This is a genomic window from Saccharothrix sabaoui, from assembly GCF_051756985.1.
In the GTDB taxonomy this organism is placed as follows: domain Bacteria; phylum Actinomycetota; class Actinomycetes; order Mycobacteriales; family Pseudonocardiaceae; genus Actinosynnema.
The window spans coordinates 1-16509 of record NZ_JBPKJK010000102.1; the positions used below are offsets into that span (position 1 = coordinate 1).

Sequence of the window (16509 nt, forward strand, 5' to 3'; positions counted from 1 at the left end):
GACCTCGTCGGCCTCGGGGTCGGTGGCCGGGCGGAAGCGGGCGACCACTTCGCCCGTCGGGGACAGCAGGAACTTCTCGAAGTTCCACTGCACGTCCCCGGCCTTGCCGTCGGCGTCCTCGGTGGGGGTCAGCTCGGCGTACACCGGGTGCCGCGAGGGGCCGTTGACGTCGATCTTCTCGTACAGCGGGAAGGTGACGCCGTAGGTCGTCGAGCAGAAGGTGGCGATCTCCTCCGCGGTGCCCGGCTCCTGGCCCATGAACTGGTTGCACGGGAAGCCGACGACCGAGAAGCCGCGGTCCGCGTACCGCTCCTGGAGCCGCTCCAGGCCCTTGTACTGCGGCGTCAGGCCGCACTTCGACGCCACGTTGACCACCAGCAGCGCCTTGCCCGCGTGCTCGCCCAGGCTGGACCCCTCACCCGAGAGGGTGCGCACGGGGATGTCGTGGATGCTCATGCCGAGAGGCTACGTGCCGCCGCACCGCGCCCGCCGCGCCCGCGAACGCCACCACCGCGGGCACGGCCGCCGGCAGGAGCAGGGCACCGGTCAGGCACGTGGCGACCGCGTAGGCCGTCGCCGCCGAGGCCAGGAGGTTGTCGCCCGACGCCGCCGCCAGGCCGAGCAGCACCACCGAGACCAGGACCAGCGGGGCGGTGGCGGGGAGCGCCTGGGCGAGCGCGGTCGTGCCCGCCACGGCGGGGGCCAGGGCGGCGACGCCCAGGTCGAGGCGTCGCCACAGGACCGCGGCGGCGGCCAGCAGGACGAGCCCGAGCACGACGGCCGGCGCCGGGGCGAGCAGGGTCGGGAGTTCGGTGGGCAGCACGGCGGCGGTGAGGGCGGTGGCGGCCAGGACGGCGGAGACGCCGGCGCCCACCGCGCCCGGCCGCCAGGTGGCGGCCAGGACGGTCAGGGCCAACGCCACCGGCCAGTGCCCGGTCCACCCCGGTGCTAGCGACACGACGCCGGAGCACAGGAGGGGGAGGGCGGCGACCCTGACCCCCGACAGGTCTGCCATGCCGTCGAGTGTCCCAGGCCGTCAAGGGGGACGGGGTGGGAACCGGCCACGAGCAGGGCTGATCCGGCCCTGTTTCACCACTGTGAACTTTGTTGACCGTTCGCCGGTGCACTCCCTAGCGTCATCGGTGGAGGGGCCCACGACTTCGGCGGCGGTGTCGTGGGCCCCTCCACGGGTGCGCCGGGCTCAGAAGTCGAACACGGGGCCGGTCTCGGCGTGCATGACGCACGGGTTCGGGAACTCCGCCTCGAACCAGCGCTCCTCGCCGCGCCACGTGCCGGTCGCCTTCACCCGGACGGGGTTGTACTCCAGGGTGCAGATCGCGTCGCCGCCCGGGGAGAGCTGCGCGACCTGACCGTCCACGAGGGACAGCGCGTCGCACGCCCGGTCCGCCCTGGGGTGCAGGCCGCCGGAGGGTTCGCACGTCAGGTTGACGATCCGGAGCGATTCACCCCGCTGCACGTTGAGCACGAAGCTGGACTCCGGTGCGTGGACGAACGGAGCCAGTGCGGCCATCGCCGCGATGAAGGGGAGGGGTGCCATGCCCTCACGATGATGGGCACGACACCACTCGTTCCAGTGATCTCACCGGATCGTGTGGTGTATTGAGCGGTTCCCGCGATCACGTCGGCGCGCTGGGCGGGGAGTCGTCGGCCTCGGCACGCGAGCGGAAGCACCCTCACGGATCGTGTTTGTGAGGTAGCTCACTGTCAAGCTCCGCCGTGGGCGTGCCGGGCCAGGGTGGGTGGATGGCTACCGGGGTGGCGACATCAGGGGTGCGCAGGGTGGCGCTGGCCAGTTCGGCCGGCAACGCGGTGGAGCTGTACGACTTCCTGCTCTACGGCACGGCGTCCGCGCTCGTCTTCGACAAGCTGTTCTTCCCGTCCTTCGACCCGCGGATCGGCACGCTGCTCGCGTTCGCCACGTTCGGCGCGGGCTTCCTCGCCCGCCCGCTCGGCGGGGTCGTCATCGGGCACTTCGGCGACCGGGTCGGCCGGCGGTCGATGCTCGTCCTCACGCTCACCGCGACCGGCGTGTGCACCGCGCTGATCGGCCTGCTGCCGACCTACTCGTCCATCGGGATCGCCGCGCCGCTGCTGCTCGTGCTGCTGCGCCTGGTGCAGGGCTTCTTCCTCGGCGGCGAGCAGGGCGGCGCGACGCTGATGGCCGTCGAGCACGCACCGCCGGGCCGCACCGGGTGGTACGGCAGCTGGACGTTCCTCGGCTCGCCCCTGGGCCTGCTGCTGGCCAACGGCGCGATGGCCGCGTCCACCGCGGTGTCCGGCGACGCGTTCCCGGAGTGGGGCTGGCGGGTGCCGTTCCTGCTCAGCCTGGTGCTGGTCGGGGTGGGCCTGTACGTGCGGCTGTCGGTGGGGGAGAGCCCGGAGTTCCGCGCCGCCCGGGAGGCGCGCGGCGCGGTGCGGCTGCCGGTCGCCGACCTGCTGCGCCGGTCGTGGCGGACCGTGCTGCTGGGCGCGGGCGTGAACCTCGGCTTCACCGCGTTCATCTTCATCGTCGCCACGTTCGCCGTGTCGTACGGGACGAAGGAACTCGGCATGAGCCGCGCGACGCTGCTCAACGCCGGGCTGATCGGCGCGTTCACCCAGGCCGTCGCCATCCTGGTGTTCGCGCGGCTGTCGGACCGGGTCGGCCGGCTGCCGGTGATGCTGGGCGGCGCGGCGTTCCTGGGGCTGTTCGCGTTCCCGCTGTTCTGGCTGCTGGAGACGCGCTCGCCCGGGTTGGTGGTGCTCGCGATGGTGCTGGCGTTCACCGGGTCGGCCGCGCTGTTCGGGCCGATGCCCGCCTACTACGCGGAGCTGTTCGGCACGCGGGTCCGCTACAGCGGCGTGTCGTTGAGCTACCAGCTCGGCGCGGTGCTCGGCGGCGGGCTGTCCCCGCTCGTGGCGACGTGGCTGCTGGGCGCCACGCCGACGCACGACTCGTGGCCGATCTCGCTCTACCTGATCGCCGGCGCGCTGGTCAGCGGCCTGTGCCTGCTGGCGGTCGGCGAGACGCCCCGGCGCGGCGCGGGCGAACCCGCGCCGCGCTGACCGACGCCGCCGATCAAGGGTCAGCGCAGCGCGACCACGTCACCCGTTCGCGCCGACCCGAACGCCGCCTCCACGACCTCCAGGCCGGTGATCGCGTCCTCGACCGGCACGGGCGCCCGCCCGGCCGCCACGGCCGCGTAGAACTCCTGGTACGCGCCGGGCTCGGTCGGCACGCGCCGCGGGTCGCCGCCCGCGGCCAGCACGCCCCACCGCTCCTCGGGCTCCGCGCCCCAGCCAGGGCCGCCGGGCACCTCGCCCGCCTTGAGCGCCTCCTCCTGCGGGTCCATCCCGTGCTTGACGTACGCCGCCCGGTCGCCCAGCACCCGGAACCGCGGGCCGAGCGCCCCCACCAGCGCCGACGCCCACAGGTGCGACACGGCGCCGGACGGGTGGGTCAGCGCCAGGAACGCGTCGTCGTGCGCCTTGACGCCGCGCCGCAGCGTCCGCACCTCCGCGTACACGCCGGTCGGCCGGCCGAACAGCGCCACCGCCTGGTCCACCAGGTGCGTGCCCAGGTCGTAGACGATGCTGCCCAGGTCGGCCGGGTCGCCGGACTCCTTCCAGCCGTCCTTCGGCTCGGGCCGCCACCGCTCGAACCGCGACTCGAACCGGTGCACGTCGCCCAGCTCGCCGTCGCCGACGAGCCGCGCGACGGTGCGGAAGTCGCCGTCCCACCGCCGGTTGTGGAACGGGGCCAGCAGCAGGCCGCGCGACGACGCCAGGTCGGCCAGCGCCCTCGCCTCGTCCGCCGACCCGGCGAACGGCTTGTCCACCACCGCGTTCAGCCCGTGCTCCAGCGCGGCGCGCGCGTGCCCGGCGTGGAAGCGGTTCGGGGTGGTCACCACGACCAGGTCGAAATCGTCCGAGCGCGCCCACACGTCGTCCACCGAGGCGATGACCTCGGTGCCGGGGTAGCGGGCCGCGACCTCGGCCGCGCGGTCGGCGTTGCCGGTGACCACGGCGGTCAGCTCCAGGTCCGGCGAGGAGGACAGGAAGGGTGCGTGGAACGCGGCTCCGCCGAGCCCGTACCCGATCAGTGCGGTGCGCATGGTGCCGAACCCTAGGCTTCCCACGACGTGGACGCCCTGTCGCGACCCGTGGCACGTTGCTACGTTCAGCCGCATGGGTCCTCTGCTGGTGGCACCTCGGCACGTGGACCACGTGCGCGTCGTCGGCGCGGCCTGTCGTCGCGGCTGAACGACCCCACCCCCACCGGCACGCCCGGTCTCCTCGGCGTGCCCGCGCAACCCCCGCCTGACAGGAGCACACCGCATGTCCTGGTCCTTCGACACCCGACAGGTCCACTCCGGCGCCGCACCCGACCCCGCGACGGGCGCGCGGGCCACCCCGATCTACCAGACCACCTCGTTCGTGTTCCGCGACTCGGCGCACGGCGCGGCCCTGTTCAGCCTCGCCGAGCCGGGCAACATCTACACCCGCATCAACAACCCGACGCAGGACGTGCTGGAGCAGCGGGTCGCGGCGCTGGAGGGCGGCGTGGCGGCGGTGGCGTTCGCCTCCGGCCAGGCGGCGGAGACCGCGACCATCCTCAACCTCGCCCGCGCGGGCGACCACTTCGTGTCCAGCGCGTCCCTCTACGGCGGCACCTACAACCTGTTCCACTACACGCTGCCCAAGCTCGGCATCGAGGTGTCCTTCGTGGACGACCCCGACGACCTCGACGCGTGGCGGGCGGCCGTGCGGCCGAACACGAAGCTGTTCTTCGCCGAGTCGCTGGCCAACCCGCGCAGCAACGTGCTGGACATCGAGGCGGTGGCCGCCGTCGCGCACGAGAACGGCGTGCCGCTGGTCGTGGACAACACCGTGCCCACGCCGTACCTGCTCCGGCCGCTGGAGCACGGCGCCGACATCGTGATCCACTCGGCCACCAAGTACCTGGGCGGCCACGGCACCGCCATCGCGGGCGTCGTCGTGGACGGCGGGAAGTTCGAGTTCTCCGACGCGGAGAAGTTCCCGGACTTCACCGAGCCCGACCCGAGCTACCACGGCCTCCAGTACTGGCCCGCCCTCGGGCACGGGGCGTTCGCCGCGAAGCTGCGCGTGCAGGGGCTGCGCGACACGGGCGCGGCCATCGCGCCGCTGACCAGCTTCCTCGTCATCCAGGGCATCGAGACGCTGTCGCTGCGCCTGGAGCGGCACTCGGCCAACGCGCTGGAGCTGGCCCGGTGGCTGGAGGCGCGCGACGAGGTGGAGAAGGTGCACTACGCGGGGCTGGAGTCGAGCCCGTGGCACGGGCTCGCGCAGAAGTACCTGCCGAACGGCGCGGGCGGCATCGTGTCGTTCGAGCTGCACGGCGGCGTCGAGGCGGGGCGGGCGTTCGTGGACGGCGTCGAGCTGTTCAGCCAGCTCGCGAACATCGGCGACGTGCGCAGCCTGATCGTCCACCCGGCCAGCACCACGCACAGCCAGCTCACGCCCGACGAGCAGGTCGTCACGGGCGTCACGCCCGGACTGGTCCGGCTGTCGGTCGGCATCGAGGGCGTGGAGGACCTCAAGGCCGACCTGGAGGCCGGCTTCCGCGCCGCCAAGTCGGTGCTGTGAGCTTCGGGTCCACCACCGGGGAGACCCCTCCCGCCGCCGGCGGGTGGCGGGAGGGGGACCCGAACGGGCGGCGGAGGTGGTTCCGCGGCGCGTTGCCGTCGTTGCCGTCGTTGTCGATCGCCTACGAGACGTGGGGCGAGCCGAACGCCGACCGGTCGAACGCGGTGCTCGTGCTGCACGCCCTGACCGGGGACAGCCACGCGGCGGGCGGCGTGGAGCCGGGGCACCCCACGCCGGGCTGGTGGGACGGGTTGATCGGCCCCGGTCGTGTGCTGGACCCGGCCGACTGGTTCGTGGTCGCGCCGAACGTGCTGGGCGGGTGCCAGGGCACCACCGGGCCGTGGGCCACCGCGCCGGACGGCCTGCCGTGGGGCGCGAGGTTCCCGCGCGTGACGGTGCGCGACCAGGTCGCCGCCGAGGTGCTGCTGGCCGACCACCTGGGGGTGGGCGCGTGGGCGGCGGTGCTCGGCGGGTCCATGGGCGGGATGCGGGCGCTGGAGTGGGCGGTGACCGTGCCCGAGCGGGTGCGGAACCTGCTGGTGCTGGCCGCGCCGGCGTCGTCGTCGGCGGACAACGTCGCGCTCGCCTCGGCCCAGCTGCACGCCATCCGGCTGGACCCGGTGGGCGGGCTGGGCGTGGCGCGGCGCATCGCGCACGCGAGCTACCGCAGCGCGGCCGAGCTGGACGCGCGGTTCGGCCGCGAGGTGCAGGCCGACGGGCGGTACGCGGTGGAGTCGTACCTGGACCACCACGCGGCCAAGCTCGTCCGCCGGTTCGACCCGGAGAGCTACGTCGTGCTGACCCAGGCGATGAACGGCCACGACGTGGGCCGCGACCGCGGTGGGGTGCGCGAGGCGCTGTCCCGGGTCACCGCGCGCACCGTCGTGGCGGGCATCGACTCCGACCGCCTGTACCCGCTGGCCCGGCAGGCCGAGATCGCCGCCGCCGTCCCGGGTGCCGGCGACCTCCGCGTGGTCACCTCCCCGTACGGCCACGACGCGTTCCTGATCGAGGTCGACCAGGTGGCCAAACTAGTGGCCGACCTCCTCCCCTAACCGCGAGAGTCCAACGCTCAGACCCCGAGAGTCCAACGCTCAAGACGCGAGAGTCCAACGCTCAGGACCCCTGAGTTCTGCATTCGCGCCTAACGGTGTGAGCCCCGAACGTAGAACTCACCGGGCCTGAGCGTTGGACTCTCGGGGCCTGGGGGTTGGACTCTCGGGGGTGGTCACTCGTTCGTGTGGTGGGCGGGTTATTCGTCGAGGGCGGTGGCTATCCAGGGGGCCACGGGGAGGTTGCGCACCTCGCACTCCAGGGCGAGCTTCACCGTCCAGCGCAGCGCCTGGAGCACGACCGTCGCCAGCTCCTGCGGCTGCCCGTTGGCCAGCGCGATCTCGATCTGCTCGGCGGCGGCGGCCTGGTCGCCGTGCACCTCGGCGAGCAGCGTGCGGATCGCCGTGCGGACGGGCGGGTCCGCGTCGTCGATCGGCACCTCCTGGCCGTCCTCGTCGAAGACCTGCATCTTCACCGGCGTCGCGCCGCCCGAGCCGAGGGCGGCGACCATGTCGCTGCACTCGGAGAACAGCAGCAGCACCAGCTCTCTGATCTCCTCGTTCCCCTCGGGGGAGCCGCTGAGGTATCCGGTCACGAGGTCGACCGCGACAGCGTCCTCCCCGACCTTGGCGGCGGTCAGGGCCTCACCGGCCACGGCGCGGAGCCGTGACCAGCGATCCGGGTCCTGCTGCGGGTGCATTCAGCCATCTTCCAACACGGAGTAGGAGTTTTCGCGCTCTGCCGTACTGCCTACCCGGTGGCGTGAGTCCTAGGCAACGGCTTGCCGGTCCGGGTGCTACTCGGGTATGACACCCCCGGGTCGCATGTGCCCCGGCCGGGACCCGCCTAGCATCGGCCGCGTGATCCGCACCTTCCTCCAGGTCGTGCTGCTCCGCGACCGCACGCGGGTCTTCGAGGACTTCCGGTACCGGCGGTTCGCGTGGGCTTCGGTGCTGCTCTACGGCCTGGTCGTGGCGATCGTGCAGAGCGTGGAGTACGCCTCGAACAACAGCCCGGACGGCTGGTGGCCGCTGCTGTTCGTGCTCGTCGGCGGCACCTTCGCGCTCCTGCTGCGCTCGACCCTGGCGGCCTGGCGGCTGGCCACCGCCGGCGTGGTCGCGAGCAGGCTCCTGCTGGAGTCCGAACCCGCCATCCTCGGCCCCGCCGGCTGGTGCTGGTACATCCCGGTGGTGCTGGCCATCGGCATGATCCACAGCGGCCGGGTGGTCGTGGTGGTGGGCCTGCTCACGTCCGGCGCGGTGTTCCTGGCCGGCGCGCTGGGCGACCTCGACCACTTCCCGACCACGATCGGCACGCTGCTGGTCCTGCTGCTCCTCGGGTACGCGTTCGGCGCGCGCGGCCGGGCCGAGCAGCGGTTCCACGACGAGCGGGACGCCAAGGCCGCGCTGGAGGAACGGGCCCGCATCGCGCGCGAGATGCACGACGTGGTCGCGCACCACATGTCGATGGTGGTGGTGCGCTGCGAGACGGCCCCCTACCGGCTGCCCGACCTGCCCGAGGGCGCGCGGCGCGAGTTCGCCGAGCTGGGCGGTGCCGCGCGGTCCGCGATCACCGACATGCAGCAGCTGCTGGGCGTGCTGCGGGCCTCCGGGCAGAGCGCCGACCGCAACCCCCAGCCGGGCCTGGCGGACATCCGGTCGCTGCACGCCGACGCCGAGGTGGCCGACGTCGAGGTGCCGGGCGCGGTGGGGCTGACCGCGTACCGGGTGGTGCAGGAGGCGCTGACCAACGCCGGGCGGCACGCGCCGGGGTCGGACGCGTCGGTGCTGGTCGAACTGGTGGACGGGGAGCTGCGGGTGGCCGTGCGCAACACGGCGGGCGGGCCGTCGCGCGGCGGTGGCGGCGGGCACGGCCTGCGCGGGATGCGGGAACGGGTGGCGGTGCACGGCGGTTCGTTGACCGCCGTGCCGACGGAGGACGGCGGGTTCGAGGTGCGGGCGGCGATTCCGGTGGTGCGGCGGTGATCCGGGTGCTGGTGGTGGACGACCAGGAGATGGTGCGGGAGGGCTTCTCGGCGCTGCTCGACGCGCAGCCGGACATCACCGTCGTGGGGTCGGCGGGCGACGGCGCGGCGGGCGTGGCCGAGGTGCGGCGGCTGGAGCCGGACGTCGTGCTCATGGACGTGCGGATGCCGGGCGTGGACGGCCTCGCAGCCACCCGGCTGCTCGCCGACGACCCGGTCAAGGTGCTCGTGCTGACCACGTTCGACCTGGACGACTACGTCTACGAGGCGTTGCGCGCCGGGGCCAGCGGGTTCCTGCTCAAGCACGCCCCGGCGAGCGAGCTGCTGAACGCGGTGCGCGTCGTGGCGCGCGGGGAGGCGCTGCTGGCGCCGTCGGTGACCAAGCGGCTCATCGAGGACTTCGTCAAGGCGCGGCCGGTGCGCTCGGTGCGGCCCGCCGCGCTGGACGCGCTGACCGACCGGGAGGCGGAGGTGCTGCGGCTCGTCGCGCAGGGCCTGTCGAACACCGAGATCGCGGCCCACCTCGTGCTGGCCGAGCAGACGGTGAAGACGCACGTGAGCCGGGTGCTGATGAAGCTGGCCCTGCAGGACCGGGCGCAGGCCGTGATCGCGGCCTACGAGTCGGGCCTCGTCGTACCGGGGTAGCACCGGCCGGCGGGTACCCCGGGGTGACGCCCCGGGGCGCGTCACCTCCCTAGCTTTCCCGGTGTGACCAAGGGGATCGCGCTGTTCGCGGCGCTGCTGGTGCTGGTGACGCCCGGCGGGGGAGACCCGCCGCCGGCCACCCCGCACGTCGAGGTGCTCGGCGACCCGGCCCGGGCCGCGCACGTGGTGGTGCTCGTGCCGGGGTCCGATGTGGACGAACGCCGGTTCGCGGCGACGGTGGGCCGGATGGCCCGCGCGCTGTTCACCGCGGCGGGGCGGGACGACCTCGCGGTCGTCGCCTGGCTCGGCTACCGGACGCCCTCGGGACTCGGTGTGGACGCGGCCTCCGGCCGGTTGGCCCGTGCCGGGGCGACCGCGCTGGACGCGTACGTGCGGGAGTTGCAGGGGCGGGGGTCGCCGAGGCGGGTGCGGCTGGTGTGCCACAGCTACGGCTCGGTGGTGTGCGGGCTCGCCCGGGCGCGGGTGGCCGACGTGGTGCTGCTCGGCTCGCCGGGCGTGCGCGCCGACTCGGCCGCCGAACTGGGCGGACGGGTGTGGGCGGCGCGCGGCGCGCGGGACTGGACGAGGTGGGTGCCGGCGGTGCGGGTCGGCGACCTCGGGCACGGCGCGGACCCGCTGGACCCCGACTTCGGGGCCCGGGTGTTCGACGCGGGGGACGCGGCGCACGACGGGTACTTCACGCCCGGCTCGCCGTCGCTGCGCGCCCTCGCGCGGCTCGCGGTGGGGGAGGCGCCGTGACGGGGCCGCGGGGCAGGGACGCGGCGGTCGACGCGACGCGCGCGCTGGCGATCGGGGGCGTGGTGCTGGGCCACTGGCTCGTCACCGCGCTGGTGCTGACCGACGACGGGCTGGTGTTCGACAGCCCGCTGCGGTGGGTGCCGGAGCTGGCCCCGGCGAGCTGGGTGCTCCAGGTGCTCGGCCTGTTCTTCTTCACCGGCGGGTTCGGCGCGGCCCGCTCGACCACGCCGTGGTGGTCGCGGGTGCGCCGGCTGCTGCCGCCGGTCGCCGGGCTGCTCGCCGCGTGGGCGGTCGTCCTGTTCGGGCTGTCGGTGCGCGGCCTGCCCCAGCAGACCCTGTGGAACGCCGGGTACGCCGTCGTCACGCCGCTGTGGTTCCTGGGCGTGTACCTGCTGCTGCTGGCGGCGACGCCGCTGCTCGCGCGGCTCGGCTGGTGGGGCGTCGCGCTGCCGGTGGCGCTGGTCGCGGTGGACGCCTGGTGGGGCGGTCCGGGCTGGGCGAACGTGGTGGCCGTGTGGTGGGCGCCGTGGCAGGTGGGCCTGCTGGTGGCCCGGCACGGGTGGCGCCGCTCGTGGGGTGCGGCGCTGCTCGGGTTCGGCGCGGCGGCGTTCGCCGTGCTGCTGCGCGCCGGCTACCCGGTGTCGGCGGTGGGCGTGCCCGGCGCGGCCGAGTCGAACCTGTCGCCGCCGACGGCCGCCGCCCTGGCGCTCGCGCTGGCGCAGGTGGGGCTGGTCCTGCTGGTGCGGCCGTCGTTCCGCGCGGCCCGGCTCAACGCGGCGGCGCTGCCGGTCTTCCTGCTGCACCAGAGCGCGCTGCTCGCGGTCACGCTCGTCGGTTCGGCGTTCGGCCCGCTGCGCGGCCTGCACACGCCGCCGTCGGACGCGTTATGGGTGCTGGAGCGCCTGACGTGGCTGCCGGTGTTCGGCTGCGTGCTGCTGGTCCTGCTTCGGTATGGCGGCCAGCAGCGCCGCCGCGATCGTCGCGCCGTGCAGGGCGACGACGGGGGCGGTCGGCTCCAGGACGAGCAGCGGCGGGACGCAGGCCAGCGCGGTGAGCAGCCAGGGCCGCCGGCCGTGGCAGGTCCCGGTGTGGGCGGCGTGCAGGAGGTACCAGCCGAGCAGCAGGTGGATGAGGTTCTGGAGCGGGTCGACCTTGAGCACGACGAGCGTGCCCGCGGTGCCCGCGAACCCGGTCACCACGAACCCGAGGACGCCCAGCACGCCGTAGCCGACGCCGAGGGTGGCGGCCAGCCGGGTGCGGTGGGTCTCCCGGCCGCCGCACGGTCCGGGCAGGCCGCCGCGCTCGAAGCGGTGGAACAGCAGCACCAGGGGCAGGAGCAGCAGCACCAGCACGGCCAGCCAGCGGGGCCGGGCGGCGACCCAGCCGAACGCGCCGAACGCGCCGCCGGGCGCGTCGAGCAGGCCGAGGGTGCCGACGAGGGCGGCCAGCGCGGTCAGGTAGCCGAGGTAGACCGTCATCGGGGCGGCGCGGGCGAAGTCCACGACCCGCCACTGCCGGTGCCCCTCCAGCCAGGCGGTGACGCGGTCGCGCAGCAGCAGGACGAGGCAGATCTGCGCCAGGCCCAGCACCAGCAGGCACACCGTCGGCGGGCTGAGGTTCGAGGTCCGCTCGCCGGGCAGCGCCATCATGGTGCGCGGGTAGCCGCCCACCGTGATCAGCACCAGTAACGCGGGCGCGGCGGCCAGGGCGAGGGCGGCGAGCACCCGGCGCGGCACCCGCAGCAGGCTGCCGTCGGCGTAGTGGAACCCGACCTGCTGGAGCAGCAGCGCGCCGAGCACCAGGTTCAGGTGGCCGCCGGTGCGCCACCCGAACCCGACGCGGCAGGCGTCGACCGCGATCATCACGGCGACCAGCGCGACCGGTGTGACCAGCCGGGCGTTGCGGTGCAGCCAGGCCATGACGGGCGTCGCGGCCACCGCCACCAGGTAGAGGCCGAGGAACCACAGCGGGTGGGCGATCAGCCGCCCGAACATCCCCACCCGCGACTTGTCCACGTCCAGCAGCTCCAGCGGCAGCGGCAGGACGAGCCAGGCCAGCACGAACGCCAGCACCGGCCGCAGCAGCCACGAGATCCGCGCGGCCAGGTACCGCCCGTACCCGCCGTGGTCGGCCTGCACGGCCCACCAGCTGAGCAGGTTCGCCTGCCCGCCCGCGAAGTAGAAGACCGGGATCGCCTGGAGGAGCCAGGTGAGCAGCCACAGCCAGTTCGCGCTGACGCCCGCCCAGTGCAGGACGGTGAGCGTCGACTGGCCCATCACCACGAGGCCGAGCGCGGCCAGCCGCAGGAACGTCGCGTACCGGTCGGCGGTCGGCGGCGCGGGCGGGTGCGGTGCCGTCTCGCGGCGCCGCGGCAGGCGTGCGACCAGCAGGAACACCACGACGGCGCTGCCGAAGCCCCAGGCGAGCACCGGTTCGTGGCCGGGCGGCCCCCACCGCTGCCGCCACGAGTTGAACTCCAGGCCCGCCGCGTACAGCCGCGCGGTGGCGTGGCACCGCCCCCCGCTGCCGCGCGGGTTCACGTCGCACTGGGCGTGCATGTCGAGCGCGAGCCGGGTGTCGAGCGACCTGCGGGCGTCCGGGCCGAGGGGGCGGCCCTTCTGCTCGGCGTACCGCAGCAGGTCGTAGCCGAGGTCGTGGGCGCGGCACCCGGTGCCGAAGTCCCACTCGGTGTCGCCGGCGGGGCCGGAGCAGCCGCCGTTCGGGTCGACGGCGCGCGTCGTGCCGTCCGGGCCGGTGGCGGTGCGCGGGTCGCGGTTGACGACGCGGTCGAAGTCCTCGGGGAACGCGAGCAGCGGGTTGGCCGCCCCGGGGTCGGCCATCGCCTCGACCGCGCGCGCGGCGGTGGCGACGTCCCCGGTCAGCGGGGACCCGTCGGTCGCCCCGACGGGGCGGGACGCGATCACGCCGCACGTGAACACGGCCAGCGCGACCAGGACGAACCGGAACCAGGCCGGTAGGCGGGCGAGCAACCGGAGCCCCGGCCACCCCCCGGTGGTGTCGGTCCGCACCGCCGCGTCGCTCATCGGCGCCCAAGGTTACGGATCGGCATCGGCGCCCGCCAACCCCCTGTCCCCCCACCGCGTGGTGGGGCCGTCCCCCCGGTGGGTCCGGCGGGGTGCCGCGCGGCGCCGGTCCGGCGGGGTCAGGACACCGCGCCGGCCAACGAGGCCAGGGCCATCCGCGACAGCAGCGCCGCCATCTGGTCCCGGTCCAGGTGGGCGCTGTGCGGGGTCGAGTTGATCAGGCCGAACAGGGCGTGCGCGGCGGCCCGCGCGGTCGGCTCGTCGACCTCCGGCGAGGTCTTGCGGATCGTCTCGACCCACACCTCGACGTACCGGCGCTGGAGCGCGCGCACCCGGCGGCGGTCCGGGTCGGTCAGGTTGGCCAGGTTGCGGATCTGCACGGTGATCAGCGCCGGGTCGTCCAGGGCGAAGTCCACGTGCCAGCCGATCAGCGCGCGCAGCGCGTCGTCCGGGCCGGACGAGGTCTCCACGCGCGCCACGCCGCCCTCCAGCAGCCGCTCGCTGATCTGCGTCAGCATCTCGCCGAGCATGGCGTCCTTGCTGCGGAAGTGGCGGTAGAGGGCGGGACCGGAGATGCCGACGGCGGCGCCGATGTCGTCGATGCCCACGCCGTGGAAGCCGTGCCGGGCGAACAGTTCGGCGGCGGCGGCCAGGATCTGGTCGCGGCGGGATTGCTTCACGGGCTCGACTGGCACGCCCCTCATCTTAAGCGGCCCGCCCGGCGCACGTAAACGGTCGTTAACCGAGCCGATGGACGGAGATTATTTACTCAGAGTGGTCATGATCCGTTAACTTTTCACTTACGCTGTCCGACCCGCTCTACCTGCTGGTAACTCTAGTAGTGCTCTGCATCACATCCCTGCGCAGTTCCCCCTCCGGGAGGCCCCCGATGCGCCTTGTCCGCATCCTGTCCAGCGCGGCGTTGGCGCTAGCCGCGTCGCTGGCCCTCGTCGTGCCGGCCGAAGCCGCCGCCGTCAACTACGTCGCCCTCGGCGACTCCTACTCCTCCGGGACGGGCACCGGCTCCTACTACTCCGACTCCGGCGGCTGCAAGCGCAGCCAGTACAGCTACCCGGCGCTGTGGGCGGCCTCGCACGCGCCCGCGTCGTTCGCGTTCGTCGCCTGCTCGGGCGCGCGCACCGGCGACGTGCTGAACAACCAGATCGGCTCGGTCACCGCGAGCACCTCCCTGGTCAGCATCTCCGTCGGCGGGAACGACGCCGGCTTCACCGACGTGATCACCACCTGCACCTTCGGCACGGACTCGACCTGCACCAACCGGGTCAACCAGGCCAAGGCGTACGTCTCGGGCACCCTGCCGGGCCTGCTGGACAACGTCTACACCCAGATCCGCACCAGGGCGCCCTCGGCCACGGTCGTCGTGTTCGGCTACCCGCGCCTCTACAAGGTGCCCGGTTCCTGCAACGTGGGCCTGAGCGACGCCAAGCGCGCGGCCATCAACTCCGCCGCCGACGCCCTGCACACGGTCATCTCGGGCCGGGCGGGCGCCAAGGGCTTCGCCTACCGCGACGTGCGCGGCGCGTTCACCGGGCACGAGATCTGCTCCGGCGACTGGTGGCTGAACAGCCTGTCGTGGCCGGTCGAGGAGTCGTACCACCCGAACCGCAACGGTCAGCGGCTCGGCTACCTGCCGCAGCTGAACGCCGTCACCGGCTGAGCGCGCCACCGGTCGGAGGGGGTCGTCGTCGACGGCCCCCTCCGGCTTGTGGGCAGGCGTTAACAGGCGCTAACATCTCCTCAGGTTAACGATGGCTAACCGCGAGGAGCCCGATGGACGCCCCGGTGCTGCGCAGCGCGGCCGACAAGTCGGCCGACGCCTTCCGGCGCTACCACGACGAGCACACCGCGCTCGTGCACGACCTGCGCGACAAGCTCCGCCGAGCCGCCTCGGGCGGCCCGGAGAAGGCCCGCGCCCGGCACGTGGCCCGCGGCAAGCTGCTGCCCCGCGACCGCGTGGACACCCTCCTGGACCCCGGCTCGCCGTTCCTGGAGCTGTCCCCGCTGGCCGCCGACGGCATGTACGGCGACGAGGCACCGGCCGCGGGCGTCATCACGGGCGTCGGCCGCGTCTCCGGCCGCGAGGTCGTGGTGGTCGCCAACGACGCCACCGTCAAGGGCGGCACCTACTACCCGATGACGGTCAAGAAGCACCTCCGCGCCCAGGAGGTCGCGCTCCACAACAACCTCCCGTGCGTCTACCTGGTGGACTCCGGCGGCGCGTTCCTGCCCCGGCAGGACGAGGTGTTCCCGGACCGCGAGCACTTCGGCCGGATCTTCTTCAACCAGGCCACCATGTCCGCCCGCGGCATCCCGCAGGTCGCCGCCGTGCTCGGCTCGTGCACCGCGGGCGGCGCGTACGTGCCCGCGATGTCCGACGAGGCGGTGATCGTGCGGGACCAGGGCACGATCTTCCTCGGCGGCCCGCCGCTGGTGAAGGCCGCGACCGGCGAGGTCGTCACGGCCGAGGAGCTGGGCGGCGGCGAGCTGCACTCGCGCACCTCCGGCGTCACCGACCACCTCGCGGAGGACGACGAGCACGCCCTGCGCATCGTCCGCTCCATCGTCTCCACCCTCGGCCCCCGCGCGCCCCGGCCGTGGCGGGTCGAACCGAGCGTCGAGCCGGCGGTGGACCCCGGCGAGCTGTACGGCGTCGTGCCGACCGACAGCCGCACCCCGTACGACGTGCGCGAGGTCATCGCCCGGGTCGTCGACGGCAGCCGGTTCCAGGAGTTCAAGAAGGAGTACGGCGCGACGCTCGTCACCGGGTTCGCGCGCGTCCACGGCCACCCGGTCGGCATCGTCGCCAACAACGGCGTGCTGTTCGGCGAGTCCGCGCTGAAGGGCGCGCACTTCGTCCAGCTGTGCGACCAGCGGTCGATCCCGCTGGTGTTCCTCCAGAACATCAGCGGGTTCATGGTCGGCCGCGAGTACGAGGCCGCGGGCATCGCCAAGCACGGCGCGAAGATGGTCACGGCGGTGGCGTGCGCGCGGGTGCCGAAGTTCACCGTCGTCATCGGCGGCTCGTTCGGCGCGGGCAACTACTCGATGTGCGGCCGGGCCTACTCGCCCCGGTTCCTGTGGATGTGGCCGAACGCCCGCATCTCCGTCATGGGCGGCGAGCAGGCCGCGTCCGTGCTCGCCACCGTGCGGCGGGACCAGCTCGGCGACGAGTGGTCCGCCGAGGACGAGGAGGCGTTCAAGGCCCCGATCCGGCGGCAGTACGAGGACCAGGGCAACCCGTACTACTCCACCGCCCGCCTGTGGGACGACGGCGTGATCGACCCGCTCGACACGCGCACCGTCCTCGGGCTCGCCCTGTCCACGGCGGCCAACGCCCCGATCGAGCCGGTGTCCTACGGCGTCTTCCGGATGTGA

15 protein-coding genes and 1 pseudogene are annotated in these 16509 nt (G+C 73.9%); 9 read left to right on the forward strand and 7 right to left on the reverse strand.

Annotated features, from left to right (window positions below):
- The 3 genes from ACR807_RS27040 to ACR807_RS27050 all read right to left on the reverse strand — a co-directional run.
- Positions 1–456: glutathione peroxidase (locus ACR807_RS27040; RefSeq protein WP_438924236.1), on the reverse strand; the 456-nt coding region annotated here is incomplete at its 3' end.
- The gene (locus ACR807_RS27045; protein ID WP_438924237.1) at positions 416–1015 is read right to left on the reverse strand and encodes a hypothetical protein; all 600 of its coding nucleotides are present in this window, start codon (positions 1013–1015) and stop codon (positions 416–418) included. The genes ACR807_RS27045 and ACR807_RS27040, both read right to left, overlap by 41 nt.
- 186 nt (positions 1016–1201) lie before the next feature.
- Positions 1202–1558: an SSI family serine proteinase inhibitor gene (locus tag ACR807_RS27050; protein ID WP_438924238.1), complete on the reverse strand. Its 357-nt coding sequence runs from the start codon at positions 1556–1558 to the stop codon at positions 1202–1204.
- 206 nt (positions 1559–1764) lie between these two features.
- Between ACR807_RS27050 and ACR807_RS27055 the strand changes: the two genes are divergently transcribed.
- Positions 1765–3066: an MFS transporter gene (locus ACR807_RS27055; protein ID WP_438924239.1), complete on the forward strand. Its 1302-nt coding sequence runs from the start codon at positions 1765–1767 to the stop codon at positions 3064–3066.
- Between the two features lie 20 nt (positions 3067–3086).
- On the opposite strand, the gene ACR807_RS27060 is transcribed toward ACR807_RS27055, so the two are convergent.
- On the reverse strand, positions 3087–4115 hold the full coding sequence (locus tag ACR807_RS27060; RefSeq protein ID WP_438924240.1) for a Gfo/Idh/MocA family protein: 1029 nt from the start codon (positions 4113–4115) through the stop codon (positions 3087–3089).
- A gap of 223 nt (positions 4116–4338) precedes the next feature.
- Between ACR807_RS27060 and ACR807_RS27065 the strand changes: the two genes are divergently transcribed.
- Positions 4339–5628 (forward strand): bifunctional o-acetylhomoserine/o-acetylserine sulfhydrylase, encoded by a 1290-nt coding sequence (locus ACR807_RS27065; protein WP_438924241.1) that lies wholly within the window; start codon positions 4339–4341, stop codon positions 5626–5628.
- The gene (metX, locus tag ACR807_RS27070) at positions 5625–6683 is read left to right on the forward strand and encodes a homoserine O-acetyltransferase MetX (protein ID WP_438924242.1); all 1059 of its coding nucleotides are present in this window, start codon (positions 5625–5627) and stop codon (positions 6681–6683) included. Before ACR807_RS27065 ends, metX begins: the two co-directional genes overlap by 4 nt.
- Before the next feature lie 197 nt (positions 6684–6880).
- On the opposite strand, the gene ACR807_RS27075 is transcribed toward metX, so the two are convergent.
- The gene (locus tag ACR807_RS27075) at positions 6881–7381 is read right to left on the reverse strand and encodes a hypothetical protein (protein ID WP_438924243.1); all 501 of its coding nucleotides are present in this window, start codon (positions 7379–7381) and stop codon (positions 6881–6883) included.
- Positions 7382–7541: 160 nt separating this feature from the next.
- On the opposite strand from ACR807_RS27075, the gene ACR807_RS27080 reads away from it, so the two are divergent.
- The 4 genes and pseudogenes from ACR807_RS27080 to ACR807_RS27095 form a co-directional block, all read left to right on the forward strand.
- The gene (locus tag ACR807_RS27080) at positions 7542–8666 is read left to right on the forward strand and encodes a sensor histidine kinase (protein ID WP_438924244.1); all 1125 of its coding nucleotides are present in this window, start codon (positions 7542–7544) and stop codon (positions 8664–8666) included.
- The gene (locus tag ACR807_RS27085) at positions 8663–9310 is read left to right on the forward strand and encodes a response regulator (protein WP_438924245.1); all 648 of its coding nucleotides are present in this window, start codon (positions 8663–8665) and stop codon (positions 9308–9310) included. Before ACR807_RS27080 ends, ACR807_RS27085 begins: the two co-directional genes overlap by 4 nt.
- Positions 9311–9373: 63 nt before the next feature.
- Entirely contained in the window at positions 9374–10069 is a 696-nt protein-coding gene (locus ACR807_RS27090) for an alpha/beta hydrolase (RefSeq protein ID WP_438924246.1), read from the forward strand.
- Between the two features lie 62 nt (positions 10070–10131).
- Positions 10132–10944 (forward strand): annotated as a pseudogene (locus ACR807_RS27095) (acyltransferase family protein); the annotation flags it as partial.
- 9 nt (positions 10945–10953) lie between these two features.
- Here the strand turns inward: ACR807_RS27095 and ACR807_RS27100 are convergent.
- Together ACR807_RS27100 and ACR807_RS27105 are read right to left on the reverse strand one after the other, a co-directional pair.
- Positions 10954–13113 carry a hypothetical protein gene (locus ACR807_RS27100; RefSeq protein WP_438924247.1) on the reverse strand — a complete coding sequence of 720 codons (2160 nt, stop codon included), beginning with the start codon at positions 13111–13113 and terminating at the stop codon, positions 10954–10956.
- 119 nt (positions 13114–13232) lie between these two features.
- Positions 13233–13808 (reverse strand): SACE_7040 family transcriptional regulator, encoded by a 576-nt coding sequence (locus ACR807_RS27105; protein ID WP_438924248.1) that lies wholly within the window; start codon positions 13806–13808, stop codon positions 13233–13235.
- 194 nt (positions 13809–14002) lie between these two features.
- Between ACR807_RS27105 and ACR807_RS27110 the strand changes: the two genes are divergently transcribed.
- Complete coding sequence (locus ACR807_RS27110) at positions 14003–14791, forward strand: SGNH/GDSL hydrolase family protein (protein WP_438924249.1); 789 nt, start codon at positions 14003–14005, stop codon at positions 14789–14791.
- A 113-nt stretch (positions 14792–14904) separates the two neighbouring features.
- Positions 14905–16509 carry a carboxyl transferase domain-containing protein gene (locus ACR807_RS27115; protein WP_438924250.1) on the forward strand — a complete coding sequence of 535 codons (1605 nt, stop codon included), beginning with the start codon at positions 14905–14907 and terminating at the stop codon, positions 16507–16509.

Coding starts and splice junctions, on each gene's coding strand:
- ACR807_RS27045 (WP_438924237.1), bottom strand. CDS start 1,015: ATGGCAGACCTGTCGGGGGTCAGGGTCGCCGCCCTCCCCCTCCTGTGC.
- ACR807_RS27050 (WP_438924238.1), bottom strand. CDS start 1,558: ATGGCACCCCTCCCCTTCATCGCGGCGATGGCCGCACTGGCTCCGTTC.
- ACR807_RS27055 (WP_438924239.1), top strand. CDS start 1,765: ATGGCTACCGGGGTGGCGACATCAGGGGTGCGCAGGGTGGCGCTGGCC.
- ACR807_RS27060 (WP_438924240.1), bottom strand. CDS start 4,115: ATGCGCACCGCACTGATCGGGTACGGGCTCGGCGGAGCCGCGTTCCAC.
- ACR807_RS27065 (WP_438924241.1), top strand. CDS start 4,339: ATGTCCTGGTCCTTCGACACCCGACAGGTCCACTCCGGCGCCGCACCC.
- ACR807_RS27075 (WP_438924243.1), bottom strand. CDS start 7,381: ATGCACCCGCAGCAGGACCCGGATCGCTGGTCACGGCTCCGCGCCGTG.
- ACR807_RS27100 (WP_438924247.1), bottom strand. CDS start 13,113: ATGAGCGACGCGGCGGTGCGGACCGACACCACCGGGGGGTGGCCGGGG.
- ACR807_RS27110 (WP_438924249.1), top strand. CDS start 14,003: ATGCGCCTTGTCCGCATCCTGTCCAGCGCGGCGTTGGCGCTAGCCGCG.
- ACR807_RS27115 (WP_438924250.1), top strand. CDS start 14,905: ATGGACGCCCCGGTGCTGCGCAGCGCGGCCGACAAGTCGGCCGACGCC.